We start from the raw sequence: 15,805 nt of genomic DNA on the forward strand, positions 1-15,805 counted from the left end.
TAATTATTGTTGGGTCTGACTGTGCGTAATGCGCAAGGAGTGGTTTGTGATTAAGGTTGGCATTGTAGGCGGTACCGGCTATACCGGCGTTGAGCTGTTACGGTTACTTGCCCAGCATCCCCAGGTAAGCGTAGAAGCCATTACCTCGCGCTCGGAAGCAGGCGTGAAGGTATGCGATATGTATCCCAACCTGCGCGGCCACTATGATGCGCTCACGTTTAGCGAGCCAGACGCCAAGAAACTGGGTGCAATGGATGCGGTGTTCTTTGCGACACCCCACGGGGTCGCCCATGCACTAGCAGGCGAACTGCTCGACAATGGCACGCGAGTAATCGACTTATCTGCGGATTTCCGGCTGCGCGACGCCGCCGAATGGAGCCAGTGGTACGACCAGCCCCACGGCGCGCCGGAACTGCTAAAAGAGGCTGTGTATGGCCTGCCAGAAATGCATCGTGAGAAAATCAAAAAGGCCCGCTTAATTGCCGTACCAGGATGCTACCCAACGGCTGTTCAACTCGGCTATCTGCCGCTTTTGGAAGCTGGTTTGATTGACGCAAGCCAGTTAATCGCGGACTGCAAATCAGGCGTTACCGGCGCAGGCCGTGGTGCCAAAGTTGCCTCGCTGCTAGCCGAAGCCAGCGAATCGATGAAAGCCTACGGTGCGTCCGGACATCGCCATTTGCCTGAAATTCGTCAAGGCTTGAGCGATATGCAGTCAAACGCCGTGGGGCTTACCTTTGTGCCGCACTTAACGCCTATGATCCGCGGCATTCATGCCACGCTCTATAGTACGCTGACTGAAGAGCCAGGCGATTTACAGGCACTCTTTGAGCAGCGTTACGCCCACGAGCCGTTTGTTGACGTCATGCCTGCAGGCAGTCATCCGGAAACTCGCAGCGTCAAAGGCAACAATACCTGCCGAATCGCTGTTCACCGTCCTGGCAATGGCAATACCGTAGTAGTGCTCTCGGTAATTGATAACCTCGTTAAAGGCGCATCAGGCCAAGCGATTCAAAACCTCAACCTCATGTTTGGCTTTGAAGAAAATATGGGCCTCAACGCCCCAGCGTTGATGCCTTGAATCACACCAAATACCAGCATGCAGAGGGCAGCTCAAAGAGGAGGTCATTTGCCAGGGAAGGCAAATGTAGCGTCCAAGGAAGGATTCAAAGCGCCTCCTCGGCGAGCTGCCCTCTGCTTGATACCCCAACACAATAGTTGACCATTTTGCTGGGAATTACCCATAATCACACTCCGATGCCGATTATTCGTTCTTAAAGCTCGCGGGAGGTACCCATGAGCGGTGCAGAAGCTTTTGTTCCAACGCCTCTACTATTGTCTGATAGTGCTCGGAAACGCATCCAAGCACTTATAGCAGAAGAGGCTAACCCTGCGCTGAAACTCCGCGTTTATGTCACCGGTGGTGGCTGCTCGGGGTTCCAGTATGGGTTTGATTTTGCTGAAAACGTGGCCGAAGACGACACGTTAATTGAATTTGGCGATGCGATCCTCGTCGTCGATCCTCTCTCCTACCAATACTTGGTGGGTTCAACCATTGACTATGAAGAAGGGTTAGCAGGTGCCCGTTTTCGTGTTCAAAACCCCAACGCTACGACCACCTGTGGCTGTGGAGCTTCCTTCATGGTCTAACCAACGTTGGTAACAACCCCCTCCCCGTGACTTGACGCCTTGGTGGTTTCTCGCCAAGGTTAAAAGGTCAATAACGGTTGCAGACGGAATTTATAAGAGTAAATCTTCTTTAAATCGCGTCGCTAACCAAATAAAACACGGGGAAACGAATGAATTACCTACTAAAAAAATCTGTCATTGCTACCGCCCTTGCACTGGGCTTAGGCAGTACCACTGTCGCGTTTGCACAAACGCCTACTGTCAATGTGGCCACTGACCCAAGCTTTGTACCGTTTGAAATGATGGATCCAGAAACTGGCGAAATGATCGGTTTCGATATGGATATCATCAACGCAGTCGCCGAACGTGCAGGCTTTGAGGTTAACCTCACCACTATGGAATTCTCTGGCATCATTCCCGCCGTCCAAACCGGCAGCCAGGAAATCGCCCTTGCAGGCATCACCATTACAGATGAGCGTGCCGAAGTTGTCGACTTTTCCGCTCCCTACTATGACTCAGGTCTGCAAATTATCGTGCGCGCCGACAACGAAGAGGTCTCTTCGCTTGAGGACCTAGCGGGTCTCACCATTGCCACCAAAATCGGCTCTACCAGCTACGACTTCCTTCAACAGGAGCTCGGTGAAGATGCCGACATTACTCCCTATCCAGGCACCGCCGATATGTACATGGCGCTGTTAGGGCGCAACGTTGATGCCGTGCTGTACGACGCCCCTAACGTTGCCTACTTCTCACAAACCCGTGGCGAAGGCCGTACCAAAGTGGTTGGCCCGCTGTATGAAGGCCAGCAGTACGGTATCGTTTTCCATAAAGGCAGCGAGTGGGTAGAACCTACCAACGAAGCACTTGCTTCCATGCGCGAAGACGGCACCTATGATGAAATCTACACAAAGTGGTTTGGTGAAGCCCCCAGCGCTGAATAACATCGCTGTTCGCTATCACTAACGAGCGCTTTTCATCTCAGGGCCGGGCGGCTATACCCCCGGCCCTGTGTCGTTGTTTATTTTTCTGGAGATAACGCGTGGACGTTAACTTTCAGTTTGATTGGTCGGCCGCTTTTGGGTCGATCCCTTATCTGTTACCAGGTATTCCTTGGACGCTGCTTATATCATTCGGCGGCCTAGCGATCGGCTTCTTTATTGGCATATTCTTTGGTTTATTGCGTATTAGCCCAGTGCGCTGGCTGCGCTGGCCAGCAGTTTTATACGTCGAAGTGTTTCGCGGCACGCCCATTTTAGTGCAGGTTCTGTTTATCTTTTATGGCTTACCCCAATTGCTGGGAGGCCCGATCAACGCACTCGTTGCTGGCATTGCCGCGATCGCCATTAATTCAGGGGCTTATATCTCTGAAATTGTACGAGGCGGCGTGCAGTCTATCGAACGTGGCCAGCGAGAAGCATCACTTTCGCTAGGCTTGTCTCGAACTCAATCTTTTCGCTACGTAATTTGGCCCCAAGCTCTACGGCGCATGATTCCTCCACTGGGTAACCAGGGCATCATCAGTATCAAAGATACCTCGCTATTTTCTGTTATCGGGGTCGGTGAATTAGTCCGCCAAGGGCAAATTTATATTGCCACTACCTTTACCGCACTTGAGGTCTATTTCATGGTGGCGCTGATGTACCTTGCCATCACCTGGACTCTCTCTTTGATTCTGCGCCAAATTGAGCGCAGAGGCCTCGCAGGACAATAAGGAACGTGCAATGACCTCTACCCAATCGCCAATTGTGCGTATGCAGCAGCTCAATAAGCATTTTGGCAGCCTGCACGTACTCAATAATGTTGATCTTGAAATTGTGCCTGGTGAAGTCGTCGTTATCATCGGTGCCAGTGGCTCTGGTAAATCAACGCTCATCCGCTGTATCAACGGCTTAGAAGAGTTTCAAGCCGGCTCTCTTGATGTTGATGGCAACCAATTACTGCCCAACGGTAAAAGCAGTAAAGCGCTACAAACTATCCGTACTGAAGTCGGCATGGTGTTTCAGCAGTTCAACCTTTTTCCCCACTTGAGCGTGCGCGACAACGTTACCCTTGCGCCCATGAAAGTGCGGGGCTGGAGCCGCCAAGATGCCGAAGAGACCGCTGAACGACTGTTAGAGCGTGTTGGTATTGCCGACCAAGCAGATAAGTACCCAAGCCAGCTCTCGGGTGGGCAGCAGCAGCGTGTGGCGTTAGCCCGGGCGTTAGCCATGGAACCCCGCCTGATGCTGTTTGACGAGCCTACATCAGCGCTTGACCCTGAAATGATTGGTGAAGTGCTGGATGCCATGCGTGAACTTGCCAAAGAAGGCATGACCATGGTGATAGTGACCCATGAAATGGGCTTTGCCCGTGAAGTGGCAGATCGCGTTATTTTTATCCATAAAGGCGAAATTGCCGAGCAAGGCCCTCCCGAGCAACTGTTCGATACGCCACAACATGAGCGAACACAATCCTTCCTTGCACGTGTTTTGAAGCATTAATGTCGGAATTAATCTGACTTTTTTGCCCATTTTTGCCCCGTAAAATGGCCTGTCATCGCGACAGGCCATTTTTTTTGCCTGTGGATACTATTTTTTACACGCTGCATCATATCGCTCTACGATGCCTAGCATGAGCGCTAACCAGGTCTTTATAAGATACCAATCGCACTTGTTCACAGGTGCGGTAACAAACTCGGTATGGGTCGGTGGATAACCCGTTGTCTGTCATGCCTGTGTGTAAGTCGCACTTTCATCCACAGGAGTAGCACCGCTTCTACGCAGGTACTCCTCCGTTTAATCATGTAAAAACTAACAATTTAAGCAACTGAAATATATTAGCTTATTTGGGTTATCAACAGATTTTGTCCACACCAGTAGTTACAACATCAACAGAACTTCTCTTATATATTTTTATTTTGTTATTAATAATAGATTGATGCTTAGCTTGGGGTGTGGAAAAACCTGACGGTTACCCACAGGAGGTTTATACTGGCGGGCTTACTCAATCAGTGAACCAATACTGACTCACATCATCCGTGCCAAACGGCGCAAGACGAGGTGCCTCTTGAACTATCCCGACCGCTTTGACGTGATTGTCATCGGCGGTGGCCATGCGGGAACCGAAGCCGCATTGGCCTCTGCTCGTATGGGTTGTCAAACCCTATTGCTAACCCACAACATCGAAACGCTCGGCCAAATGTCGTGCAATCCAGCGATTGGTGGGATTGGCAAAAGCCACCTGGTAAAAGAAATTGATGCACTCGGTGGTGCAATGGGGCTAGCCACGGACTTAGGCGGCATCCAGTTTCGGGTATTGAACGCTCGTAAAGGTCCAGCCGTTCGAGCAACACGTGCTCAAGCAGACCGAATTCGCTACAAAGCTGCTATTCGGGGAATGCTGGAAAACCAGCCGAACTTAACGATTTTTCAGCAAGCCGCTGGCGATCTGGTTGTGGATAACAACACTGTTCGAGGCGTTGTGACCGAAACAGGCATCCGCTTCCATGCGGAGTCCGTTGTGCTGTCAACCGGTACGTTTTTGGGTGGCGTTATCCACATTGGGTTAGATCAAAGCCGCGGTGGCCGCGCCGGTGACCCGCCTTCCAACGCGCTAGCTGAACGCTTACGCGCACTACCGTTTCGCGTTGATCGGCTAAAAACCGGGACGCCTCCACGAATTGATGCCAAAACCGTTGACTTCACATCGTTGGAAGAACAGCCAGGTGACACCCCAACACCGGTCATGTCATACCTTGGTTCACGGGAGATGCATCCGCAGCAGGTGAGTTGCCACATAGCGCACACCAATGAGCGCACCCATGAAATCATCATGGCGAATCTTGATCGCTCGCCTATGTATTCCGGTGTGATCGAAGGTGTTGGTCCGCGATACTGCCCATCGATTGAAGACAAAGTTCACCGCTTTGCCGACAAATCAAGCCATCAGGTATTTATCGAGCCTGAAGGGTTGGATACCCATGAGCTCTATCCCAACGGAATCTCGACGTCGTTGCCTTTCGATGTTCAGCTACAAGTGGTTCGCTCAATTAAAGGGTTAGAAAACGCTCATATCACACGGCCTGGCTACGCTATCGAGTACGACTTTTTTGATCCCCGGGATTTAAAACACTCCCTGGAAACTAAATTTATCCACAACCTGTTTTTTGCCGGGCAAATTAATGGTACTACCGGCTACGAAGAGGCTGGAGCTCAAGGGTTGCTGGCAGGTTTGAATGCCGCTCGTCGCGCCAAACAGTTAGAGGCGTGGCATCCCCGCCGTGATGAAGCTTATCTCGGTGTGTTGGTGGATGACCTGATTACTATGGGCACCAAAGAGCCCTACCGCATGTTTACCTCGCGTGCGGAATACCGTCTTCTGCTACGCGAAGACAATGCTGATCTACGTTTAACGGAAAAAGGGCGTGAGCTTGGGTTAGTCGATGACAAACGTTGGGCGTTGTTTAGCCAGAAACGCGAAGCCATAGAGCGTGAAACAACACGGTTAGCTACTGTTTGGGTGCAGCCCAATACACCAGCCGCCGCGAAAATTGCTGAAAAAACCGGTAGGCCGCTTCCCCGAGAATACTGTTTAAGTGACTTGTTAAAGCGCCCAGAGCTTAGCTATTCAGATATTACATCGCTGCCTGGCATTGAAAGCGGTGGTGTTGACGATGAAGCGGTTGCCGAGCAAGTACAAATTCAAGCGAAATACCAGGGTTATATCGACCGTCAACAGGATGAGATTGATAAACTCAAGCGCCATGAAGCAACACCGCTGCCAGCCGAGCTGGATTATCAACGGGTAGAAGGACTATCCAATGAGATCCGCCAAAAGCTTAGTGAAACGCGTCCTGAAACCCTGGCGCAGGCGGCTAGAATTTCAGGCGTGACTCCTGCAGCTGTCTCTATTTTGCTCATACATTTGAAAAAACGTCGCTTAGTCAGTACTACCGAGGTCGTTAACGGATGAGTCAATTAACGCCGTTGATTAACAGCTTGCCTGAAACCGTTGCCCCTCGGTTAGAGGAAGGATTAGCAGCACTAGGAGCCACTGTAACCCCACAACAGCGCGAACAGCTGCTAGGCTTGCTCGCGCTGTTGCACAAGTGGAATCAGGCTTATAACCTCACCGCTGTACGCGATGTTGAAGAGATGGTCTCACGGCACGTGTTGGATAGTGCTGCTGTCGCACCTTATGTTCATGGGCCACAGATACTTGATGTAGGCGCTGGCCCCGGTTTGCCCGGCCTTGTGCTTGCTATCATGAAGCCTGAACTGCAGGTAACGCTACTCGATAGCAATGGCAAAAAAGTTCGCTTTCAACGTCAAGCAGTGATGGAGTTAGCGTTGACCAACGTCACGCCAACTCAAGCGCGTGTCGAGCAATTCAATGGCCAGACGTTTGATCAAGTAATTTCCCGAGCCTTTGCCAGCTTGGTAGACTTTATCTCGCTAACCCGAGCGCTACCGGCAGCTCATGGGCAGTGGCTTGCTATGAAAGGCCCTGGCGCTGATGATGAGCTGCGGGAGTTGCCTGACTATGTTGAGCTCCAGGCGCGTCACCTACTGCGTGTACCCTTCGAGACGGCCGAGCGGCAGCTGTTGATTCTGACCCCAAAAGGAGTTGAGTAGTGAGCCAGATCATTGCCCTGACCAACCAAAAAGGCGGTGTGGGCAAGTCCACTTCAGCCGTTAATCTCGCCGCCAGTTTGGCAGCACTTGATCGTCGTATCTTGCTGGTAGACTTAGACCCACAAGGGCATGCCAGCATGGGCAGTGGCATCGACAAGTACGCACTCGAAAAAAGTGTACTTGATGTGTTGCTGGGAGAAACAAGCGCAAACGATGCCATTGTTCGCGGGCTTCCAGTGAAATACGACGTCCTACCAGGTAATGGCGACTTAACAGCCGCTGAAGTAGAGCTGCTCGATAGTGACCAGCGGCAAAGTCGTTTGTCGTTAGCACTGCAGACGGTGGCAGATGACTATGATGTCGTCCTAATTGACTGCCCGCCGTCGCTGAATATGCTTACCGTGAATGCGTTGACAGCCGCCAATGGTGTGCTTATTCCCTTGCAGTGTGAATTCTACGCATTGGAAGGGCTATCAGCGCTGTTGGATACTGTTGAGCAGATTAAACAGAGTGTTAATCCTGATCTAGCCGTTTCTGGCATTCTGCGTACTATGTACGATAAGCGCACCAGTTTGACGCGTGAAGTTGACAAACAGCTGAGAGATTTTTTTGGCGATGCGCTGTTAAAAACAACCATTCCGCGCAATGTAAAGGTTGCTGAAGCACCAAGCCATGGCTTGCCTGTTACTCAATACGCACGTTTTTCGCGGGGTAGCCAGGCTTATCGTGTGCTTGCAAAAGAGATGATTCGGCGGCTATCGCTGTAACGTAAAAAGTACGAGGGGAAGCGAATGACGCGTAAACGCGCGCTAGGACGTGGCCTGGATGCCCTGATTGGTGCGGGCGCCCGTCGTCGTGACAGTTTAGATCTTACCGGTGGCGTGACGCTGGATAGTGCAGACACGGCACTGCTGCCTGCAGCACCAACGGAAGAAGCGGCGGCTGAACGGCTAGAACGGTTACCTCTTGGCCAACTTACCCGTGGTAAATATCAGCCGCGTCGGGATATTCAGCCAGAAGCATTGGAAGAGCTTGCCGATTCCATTCGTGCACAAGGGGTGATGCAGCCTATTGTGGTTCGCCCAGTGGGTGAAAACCGCTATGAAATTATCGCGGGTGAACGCCGCTGGCGTGCTGCGCAGTTGGCTGAATTAGATGTTATTCCCGCCGTTATTCGCGATGTCAGTGATGAAGTAGCACTTGCACTGGCGCTGATTGAAAATATCCAGCGCGAAAACCTTAATGCCATTGAAGAAGCACTTGCCTTAAAGCGCCTTGGCGATGAGTTTGAACTTACCCAGCAGCAAATTGCTGATGCAGTTGGTAAATCACGCACTCAAGTCGCCAATTTATTGCGCTTGTTAGCGTTAGACCCTGAGGTGCAAACGCTGCTGGAACGTGGCGATTTAGATATGGGGCATGCGCGAGCCCTGCTATCGCTTACCAGTACCCAGCAACGCCAAATTGCCCATGAAGTGGTCAATAATGATTTGACCGTTCGTGACACAGAAGCGTTGGTTAAAAAAGTCCAAGCTAACCAGACGCCTGCCCAGACACCGCCGCGTACTGCTAAAACACCGGATGTTGCACGACTTGAAACACATCTGGGGGAATTACTTGGCGCGCCCGTCTCTATTGATCACGGGCAAAAAGGTAAGGGGAAAGTTACAATTCGTTATACCAGTCTTGAAGAGCTCGATGGGATTCTAGCGCATATTAAATAGCAGGCTTACTAAATAGACGCTTATTTTAACCCTTTGGTCGCAAGTCGACACTGAATCGCGCGAAATCGGCGCAACTTCGGTTGAAGGTATGATAGCGCTTCCCTATAATCGCGCAAGATTTGTGCAGGTGACTGATGTTTTATTGAGCAACAAGTTGTAAGCGTGACTCATTTATTGTGCTGGGGAATCATGTGCTGAAGATCTATCTGAAGAACTATGCAGCGACTTGAGACCCAACGGCGAAAAGCTTACTTCTTCAGGCTGACAGCAATTCAGCTGCTAATGACGCTTGTCGGTATGCTATTGGCTTTCCCTGTTGCTCATATGGCAGGCGTATTGTCGGTAGTTACAGGAGCATTAGTGGCGCTGTTGCCGCACATTTTTTTTATACAGCGAATGGGAATTTTTCGAACAAGGCATCGCGCTCCGCGCGCAATGGACCTATTTCGCGCCGAAGCAGGCAAGTTTGGTTTGACGGTGGCACTTTTTTCATTGGTGTTCGTTGTAGTGCCCCCCTCAAACCCCGCTTTCTTTTTTTGCGCTTACGTTGCGATTGTTCTGACGCATTGGTTAGCACCATGGCTAATGCTAGGGAATCGCACAACTAATTGAGGTGACATGTCTATGGCCGCAGGAAACGAAGTCTCAACGACTTACTATATCCAGCACCACTTGCAGAACCTAACCTTTGGCAAGCATCCAGAAAATGGTTGGTCGCTGGCACATTCGGCAGAAGAAGCGAGTGAGATGGGCTTTTGGGCTATCCATCTGGATACCATGGGCTGGTCCATTGCGATGGGCTTGTTGTTTATCTGGCTTTTCCGTAAAGCTGGTAAAATGGCAACCACTGGCGTGCCAGGCGGACTGCAAAATGCCGTAGAGATGGTGTTTGAATTTGTTGAAGATATGATCAAAGGGGCTTTTAAAGGGCATAACCCGATTATTGCGCCGCTTGCATTAACGTTGTTCGTGTGGATTCTGTTCATGAACACGCTGAAAATTATCCCGGTCGACTATTTCCCAGTGTTGTTCAGTAAACTGGGCGTCGATTACATGAAGATTGTGCCGACTACTGATGTTAATGCCACATTGGGGTTAGCACTGGGTGTTTTCGGTCTGATTCTTTACTACAGCTTCAAGGTGAAAGGCGTTGGTGGCTTTGCCAAAGAGCTTTCATTGACACCTTTCAACCATTGGGCCTTGATTCCTTTCAATTTGCTGCTTGAAATCGTTGCCCTACTTGTTAAACCGTTCAGTTTGGCGATGCGTCTTTTCGGTAACATGTTTGCCGGTGAAGTTATTTTTATCTTGATTGCTATGCTGCCGTTCTGGGCGATCTGGGTACTCGACGTGCCGTGGGCGATTTTCCACATCTTGATTGTTGTTCTTCAGGCATTCATTTTTACCGTATTGTCAGTGGTGTATTTAAGCGCTGCGCACGAGCATCACTAAGACGTGCTGCTTGTTAGAAATTAACCCTTAACATCAACCCTCAACCTTGACCTTTAACTTGAAAAACTAGGAGCATTACCATGGAACTAATCTACATTGCTGCCTCCATCATGATCGGCTTAGGCGCTCTGGGCACCGGTATCGGTTTCGCTATCCTCGGTGGCAAATTGATCGAATCTACGGCTCGTCAGCCGGAGCTTGGTGACCAACTTCAAACCAAAACCTTCCTAATGGCTGGTCTGCTGGATGCTGTACCGATGATCGGTGTTGGTATCGCGATGTACCTGATCTTCGTTGTTGCCGGTTAATGACAGCTTAGCCGGGCGGCAGTCCCGCTCGGTTTTGTTTCACTCCGGTCGCCACGAACTTGTCAGAGGTACATCCCTGTGAATATCAACATGACGCTTATCGGGCAGACGATCGCCTTCGCGATCTTTGTCTGGTTTTGCATAAAGTATGTGTGGCCTCCGATCAGCAACGCGCTTCACGAGCGTCAAAAGAAAATTGCTGATGGCTTAGACGCAGCCAGCCGTGCTACTCGCGATCTTGAGCTTGCTCAAGAACGTGCAGAGCAAACACTGCGTGAAAGCAAGGAGCAGGCTTCTCAAATCCTCGAGCAAGCCAATAAGCGCTCTGCTCAAATGGTTGAAGAAGCACGTGAACAGGCCCGCGCCGAAGGCGAACGCCTCATGGTTAGTGCACGTTCTGAAATTGAGCAAGAAGTTAATCGTGCAAAAGACGAGCTTCGTGCCCAAGTTTCTCATCTTGCCATTATTGGTGCCGAGCGTGTGCTAGAAGCTTCGGTCGACGAGAAAGCACATCGCAAGTTACTTGATGAGCTTGCTGCTGAACTGTAAGGAGGTGACCCATGGCGGAATTACTTACCGTCGCTCGTCCTTACGCTAAGGCGGCGTTTGAATACGCGCGTGATCATAAGGCGCTTGATAGCTGGACCCAAGCGCTTGGTTTTTTAAGCGCTGCGGTAGCTAACAGCGATCTACGTCGTCTGTTGGGTAGTCCAAAACTTGAAAACGACAAAAAGGTAGCGCTGCTTTCGGATATGTTGCCCGAAAAGCAGGAAGACCTGTCGCGGTTTTTGGATACCCTGGCTGACCAAGGTCGTTTGTTAGCACTGCCCTTCATTGCTGAACAGTTCGAGTACTTACGTGCCGAATATGAACAGCGTGTTGATGTGACGGTTACGTCAGCTTATAAGCTGACTGCCGCACAGCAGACCAAGCTAGCGAACGCGCTTAAGAAACGTCTGAATCGCGAAATCTCCATTACTACTCAAGTGGACAAGACGCTTATTGGTGGTGTCATCCTACGTGCTGGCGATACCGTTATTGACGGTTCGGTACGTGGTCGATTGAACCGCCTTTCCGAAGCGCTGACCGCTTGAGTCTGAGGGACATGGCATGCAGCAACTGAATCCTTCCGAGATCAGCGACATCATCAAGCAGCGAATTGAGAAGCTTGACGTCGCATCCGAAGCCCGTAATCAGGGCACCATCGTCAGCGTTTCCGACGGTATCGTGAAAATTCACGGCCTCGAAGACGCGATGTTTGGTGAAATGATTGAATTCCCTAACAGCATTTTTGGCATGGTACTGAACCTGGAGCGTGACTCCGTTGGTGCCGTTGTCTTGGGTGACTACCTGCAACTTCAAGAAGGCATGACCGCTCAGTGTACGGGTCGTATCCTAGAAGTGCCGGTAGGCCCTGAGCTGGTAGGTCGTGTGGTCGATGCGTTGGGTAATGCCATCGACGGCAAAGGTGATATCAACGCCAAAATGACTGATGCGGTAGAAAAAGTAGCGCCTGGCGTTATTACCCGTCAGTCCGTTGACGAGCCGATCCAAACAGGTTTGAAGTCTATTGATGCTATGGTGCCAATCGGTCGTGGTCAGCGTGAGCTGATCATCGGTGACCGTCAGATTGGTAAATCTGCCATTGCTATCGATGCGATCATCAACCAGAAAGGCAAAGGCGTTACTTGTGTTTACGTGGCGATTGGTCAGAAGCAGTCGACCATTGCTAACGTGGTACGCAAGTTAGAAGAACACGGCGCTCTGGAACACACCATCGTTGTGGCTGCTGGCGCTGCTGATCCGGCACCGATGCAGTTCTTGGCCGCTTATTCTGGTTGCACCATGGGTGAGTACTTCCGTGACCGTGGTGAAGACGCACTGATCGTTTATGACGATCTTTCCAAGCAGGCTGTGGCTTACCGTCAGGTATCACTACTGCTGCGTCGTCCGCCTGGTCGTGAAGCCTATCCTGGTGACGTTTTCTATCTCCACTCACGTCTGCTAGAGCGCGCTGCGCGCGTTAATGCTGATTACGTTGAGAAGTTTACTAACGGTGAAGTAAAAGGCAAAACCGGTTCTTTGACCGCACTGCCGATTATCGAAACCCAAGGTGGAGACGTTTCTGCGTTCGTTCCGACCAACGTTATCTCGATCACCGATGGTCAGATTTTCTTGGAAACCAACCTGTTTAACTCCGGTATTCGTCCGGCGATTAACGCAGGTCTATCGGTTTCTCGTGTTGGTGGTGCTGCGCAGACCAAAATTATCAAGAAGCTGGGTGGCGGTGTTCGTCTGGCCTTGGCTCAGTACCGTGAGCTAGCGGCGTTCTCGCAGTTTGCTTCTGATCTTGATGAAGCGACCCGTAAGCAGCTTGAGCATGGTCAACGCGTTACCGAACTGATGAAGCAAAAGCAGTACTCGCCGATGTCAGTGGCGGAAATGGCGCTGTCTCTGTACGCCGCTAACGAAGGTCACCTGGATGATGTGAGCGTCGATAAAGTGCTGGACTTCGAACGTGCTCTGCACGATTACATGAAGTCTGAGCACAACGATCTGCTCGATAAGATCAACCAGACCGGCGACTACAACGGCGAGATTCAGGACGGCTTGAAGTCAGGTCTCGAGAAGTTCAAGGCGACTCAGAGCTGGTAATGTCCGGCCCGCCTGCGGGCGGGCTTGCATGCTTTCTGAGAGCCACGAACGAAGGGTAGATCGCTATGGCAGCTGCAAAAGAGATACGCACCCAGATCGGGAGCATTAAAAATACGCAGAAGATTACCAGCGCCATGGAAATGGTAGCTGCATCTAAAATGCGTAAAGCACAAGATCTGATGAAGGCTGGCCAGCCGTATGCCAAGCAGATTCGTAATGTGGTAGGCCACATTGCTGACGCAAACCCCGAATACAAGCACGACTACATGGTCGAGCGGAGTGAGGTGAAGCGCGTTGGTTATATTGTGGTATCTACTGACCGCGGTCTGTGTGGTGGCTTAAACGTCAACCTGTTTAAGGCAGTGGTGAAAGATGCCGTTGTCTGGAAACAGCAAGACGCTGAGCTAGACTTCTGCGCCCTCGGCTCTAAAGCCGGCGCCTTTTTCCGCAACTATGGAGGCAACCTGGTTGCTGCCAAGAGCGGATTGGGAGAATCGCCGTCTGTCGAAGGACTGATCGGTAGTATAAAGGTCATGTTAGAAGCGTACGACGCAGGACGTATTGACCGCTTGTTTGTGGTGTATAACGAATTTGTTAACACTATGACGCAGCGGCCCGTCGTACGTCAGCTTCTTCCGTTGTCGTCCGATATGGGCGAAGACGCGAAGCATGACGAAGAAAACGCCCGTCCCGGAAGCTGGGACTACCTGTATGAACCGGATGCCAAGGCGTTGCTAGACAGCCTGTTGGTTCGATTCATCGAATCACAGGTGTATCAGGCGGTAGTCGAAAACGGTGCGTGCGAACAGGCCGCCCGAATGATCGCTATGAAGAGTGCCACTGATAACGCGGGCAACCTGATCGACGATCTGGAGATGGTATACAACAAGGCCCGTCAGGCCGCCATCACCCAGGAAATTTCCGAGATCGTCGGCGGCGCTTCTGCCGTATAACGCCTAGGGGGCTAGCTATCGCAAAGGTAGCTCCCGGCAGACAGGTTTCATTTGCAGGTTTTTGAGAGGAACCAAGATGAGCGGACGTATCGTACAAATCATCGGCGCGGTGATTGACGTAGAGTTTCCGCGGGACTCTGTGCCCAAGGTCTACGACGCGCTGAAGGTCTCTAATGCTGAGACCATCCTCGAAGTCCAGCAACAGCTGGGCGACGGCGTGGTGCGCACCATTGCCATGGGCTCTACTGAGGGCTTGAAACGTGGCTTGGACGTGACCAACACAGGTACCGCGATTTCCGTACCCGTTGGTAAGGAAACGCTAGGTCGCATCATGAACGTGCTCGGTGAGCCGATTGATGAAGCTGGCCCGATTGGCGAGCAAGAACGCATGCCAATCCACCGTAAAGCACCAAGCTACGCTGACCAAGCAGCTTCCAATGAGCTGTTGGAAACCGGTATCAAGGTTATCGACCTCGTTTGCCCGTTCGCTAAGGGCGGTAAAGTTGGTCTATTCGGCGGTGCGGGTGTTGGTAAAACCGTTAACATGATGGAGCTTATCCGCAACATCGCCACCGAACACAGCGGCTACTCTGTATTCGCCGGTGTAGGTGAGCGTACGCGTGAGGGTAACGACTTCTATCACGAAATGACTGAATCCAACGTTATCGACAAGGTATCGCTGGTTTATGGTCAGATGAATGAGCCGCCCGGCAACCGTTTGCGTGTTGCGTTGACCGGTCTAACCATCGCTGAGAAATTCCGCGATGAAGGCCGCGACGTTCTGCTGTTCGTCGATAACATCTATCGCTACACCCTGGCTGGTACTGAAGTATCTGCACTGCTGGGTCGTATGCCATCTGCGGTAGGTTATCAGCCGACGCTGGCTGAAGAGATGGGCGTTCTGCAAGAGCGCATCACCTCTACTAAAACGGGCTCTATCACGTCTGTACAGGCCGTTTACGTACCTGCGGATGACTTGACTGACCCATCGCCGGCGACGACCTTCTCGCACTTGGACGCCACCGTTGTATTGGCACGTTCAATTGCAGAGCTTGGTATTTATCCTGCGATTGACCCGCTGGACTCTACGTCGCGTCAGCTAGATCCGCTGGTCGTTGGTGAAGAGCACTACAATGTAGCACGTGGTGTACAGAACGTTCTGCAGCGTTACAAAGAGCTGAAGGATATCATCGCGATTTTGGGTATGGACGAATTATCTGATGAAGATAAGTTGGCTGTATCTCGTGCGCGTAAAATCCAGCGCTTCCTGTCGCAGCCGTTCTTCGTCGCTGAGGTATTCACTGGTTCGCCCGGTAAGTATGTTTCTTTAAAAGATACAATTCGTGGCTTCCAGGGCATCCTCGCGGGCGAGTACGACAACCTGCCGGAACAGGCCTTCTACATGGTCGGCTCCATCGACGAAGCTGTCGAAAAAGCCAACCAGATGAAGAAGTAATCCCGTCCATTAGGGG

17 protein-coding genes are annotated in these 15,805 nt (G+C 51.3%); all 17 read left to right on the top strand.

The annotated features are described in order from the left end of the window. The first annotated feature begins 46 nt into the window (after nt 1–46). The 17 genes from argC to atpD all read left to right on the top strand — a co-directional run bounded on the left by argC (nt 47) and on the right by atpD (nt 15,789). Nucleotides 47–1,081 (top strand): N-acetyl-gamma-glutamyl-phosphate reductase, encoded by a 1,035-nt coding sequence (argC, locus tag JFC11_RS03445; protein ID WP_120386005.1) that lies wholly within the window; start codon nt 47–49, stop codon nt 1,079–1,081. 215 nt (nt 1,082–1,296) lie between these two features. Next, nucleotides 1,297–1,650 carry an iron-sulfur cluster insertion protein ErpA gene (gene erpA, locus JFC11_RS03450; protein ID WP_038479889.1) on the top strand — a complete coding sequence of 118 codons (354 nt, stop codon included), beginning with the start codon at nt 1,297–1,299 and terminating at the stop codon, nt 1,648–1,650. A 149-nt stretch (nt 1,651–1,799) separates the two neighbouring features. Next, entirely contained in the window at nt 1,800–2,570 is a 771-nt protein-coding gene (locus JFC11_RS03455) for a transporter substrate-binding domain-containing protein (protein WP_038479887.1), read from the top strand. Nucleotides 2,571–2,668: 98 nt separating this feature from the next. Next, nucleotides 2,669–3,340 (top strand): amino acid ABC transporter permease, encoded by a 672-nt coding sequence (locus tag JFC11_RS03460; RefSeq protein ID WP_038479884.1) that lies wholly within the window; start codon nt 2,669–2,671, stop codon nt 3,338–3,340. A 10-nt stretch (nt 3,341–3,350) separates the two neighbouring features. Beyond that, nucleotides 3,351–4,109 (top strand): amino acid ABC transporter ATP-binding protein, encoded by a 759-nt coding sequence (locus tag JFC11_RS03465; protein WP_038479881.1) that lies wholly within the window; start codon nt 3,351–3,353, stop codon nt 4,107–4,109. 565 nt (nt 4,110–4,674) lie between these two features. Then, nucleotides 4,675–6,579: a tRNA uridine-5-carboxymethylaminomethyl(34) synthesis enzyme MnmG gene (mnmG, locus tag JFC11_RS03470; RefSeq protein ID WP_198348735.1), complete on the top strand. Its 1,905-nt coding sequence runs from the start codon at nt 4,675–4,677 to the stop codon at nt 6,577–6,579. Further along, nucleotides 6,576–7,241 carry a 16S rRNA (guanine(527)-N(7))-methyltransferase RsmG gene (rsmG, locus tag JFC11_RS03475; protein WP_038479877.1) on the top strand — a complete coding sequence of 222 codons (666 nt, stop codon included), beginning with the start codon at nt 6,576–6,578 and terminating at the stop codon, nt 7,239–7,241. The genes mnmG and rsmG overlap by 4 nt, the downstream gene beginning before the upstream one ends. After that, nucleotides 7,241–8,008 carry a ParA family protein gene (locus JFC11_RS03480; RefSeq protein ID WP_038479874.1) on the top strand — a complete coding sequence of 256 codons (768 nt, stop codon included), beginning with the start codon at nt 7,241–7,243 and terminating at the stop codon, nt 8,006–8,008. Before rsmG ends, JFC11_RS03480 begins: the two co-directional genes overlap by 1 nt. A gap of 24 nt (nt 8,009–8,032) precedes the next feature. After that, nucleotides 8,033–8,965, top strand: a complete 933-nt coding sequence (locus JFC11_RS03485; protein WP_198348736.1) for a ParB/RepB/Spo0J family partition protein — start codon at nt 8,033–8,035, stop codon at nt 8,963–8,965. Between the two features lie 297 nt (nt 8,966–9,262). Then, nucleotides 9,263–9,577: an ATP synthase subunit I gene (locus tag JFC11_RS03490; protein ID WP_231657884.1), complete on the top strand. Its 315-nt coding sequence runs from the start codon at nt 9,263–9,265 to the stop codon at nt 9,575–9,577. Between the two features lie 12 nt (nt 9,578–9,589). Then, nucleotides 9,590–10,417, top strand: a complete 828-nt coding sequence (atpB, locus tag JFC11_RS03495; RefSeq protein WP_038479865.1) for a F0F1 ATP synthase subunit A — start codon at nt 9,590–9,592, stop codon at nt 10,415–10,417. An 80-nt stretch (nt 10,418–10,497) separates the two neighbouring features. Next, nucleotides 10,498–10,725 carry a F0F1 ATP synthase subunit C gene (atpE, locus tag JFC11_RS03500; protein ID WP_038479860.1) on the top strand — a complete coding sequence of 76 codons (228 nt, stop codon included), beginning with the start codon at nt 10,498–10,500 and terminating at the stop codon, nt 10,723–10,725. Between the two features lie 78 nt (nt 10,726–10,803). Continuing rightward, on the top strand, nt 10,804–11,274 hold the full coding sequence (locus JFC11_RS03505; protein ID WP_038479857.1) for a F0F1 ATP synthase subunit B: 471 nt from the start codon (nt 10,804–10,806) through the stop codon (nt 11,272–11,274). Between the two features lie 11 nt (nt 11,275–11,285). Next, nucleotides 11,286–11,819, top strand: a complete 534-nt coding sequence (locus tag JFC11_RS03510; RefSeq protein ID WP_038479854.1) for a F0F1 ATP synthase subunit delta — start codon at nt 11,286–11,288, stop codon at nt 11,817–11,819. Nucleotides 11,820–11,835: 16 nt separating this feature from the next. Continuing rightward, on the top strand, nt 11,836–13,380 hold the full coding sequence (gene atpA, locus JFC11_RS03515) for a F0F1 ATP synthase subunit alpha (RefSeq protein WP_038479851.1): 1,545 nt from the start codon (nt 11,836–11,838) through the stop codon (nt 13,378–13,380). A gap of 65 nt (nt 13,381–13,445) precedes the next feature. Beyond that, nucleotides 13,446–14,333 carry a F0F1 ATP synthase subunit gamma gene (gene atpG, locus JFC11_RS03520; protein ID WP_038479848.1) on the top strand — a complete coding sequence of 296 codons (888 nt, stop codon included), beginning with the start codon at nt 13,446–13,448 and terminating at the stop codon, nt 14,331–14,333. A gap of 76 nt (nt 14,334–14,409) precedes the next feature. Continuing rightward, nucleotides 14,410–15,789, top strand: a complete 1,380-nt coding sequence (gene atpD, locus JFC11_RS03525) for a F0F1 ATP synthase subunit beta (RefSeq protein ID WP_038479845.1) — start codon at nt 14,410–14,412, stop codon at nt 15,787–15,789. The last annotated feature ends 16 nt before the right edge of the window (nt 15,790–15,805 follow it).

Origin of the sequence: Vreelandella alkaliphila (assembly GCF_016107625.1) — a bacterium.
Taxonomy (GTDB): Bacteria; Pseudomonadota; Gammaproteobacteria; order Pseudomonadales; family Halomonadaceae; genus Vreelandella; species Vreelandella alkaliphila.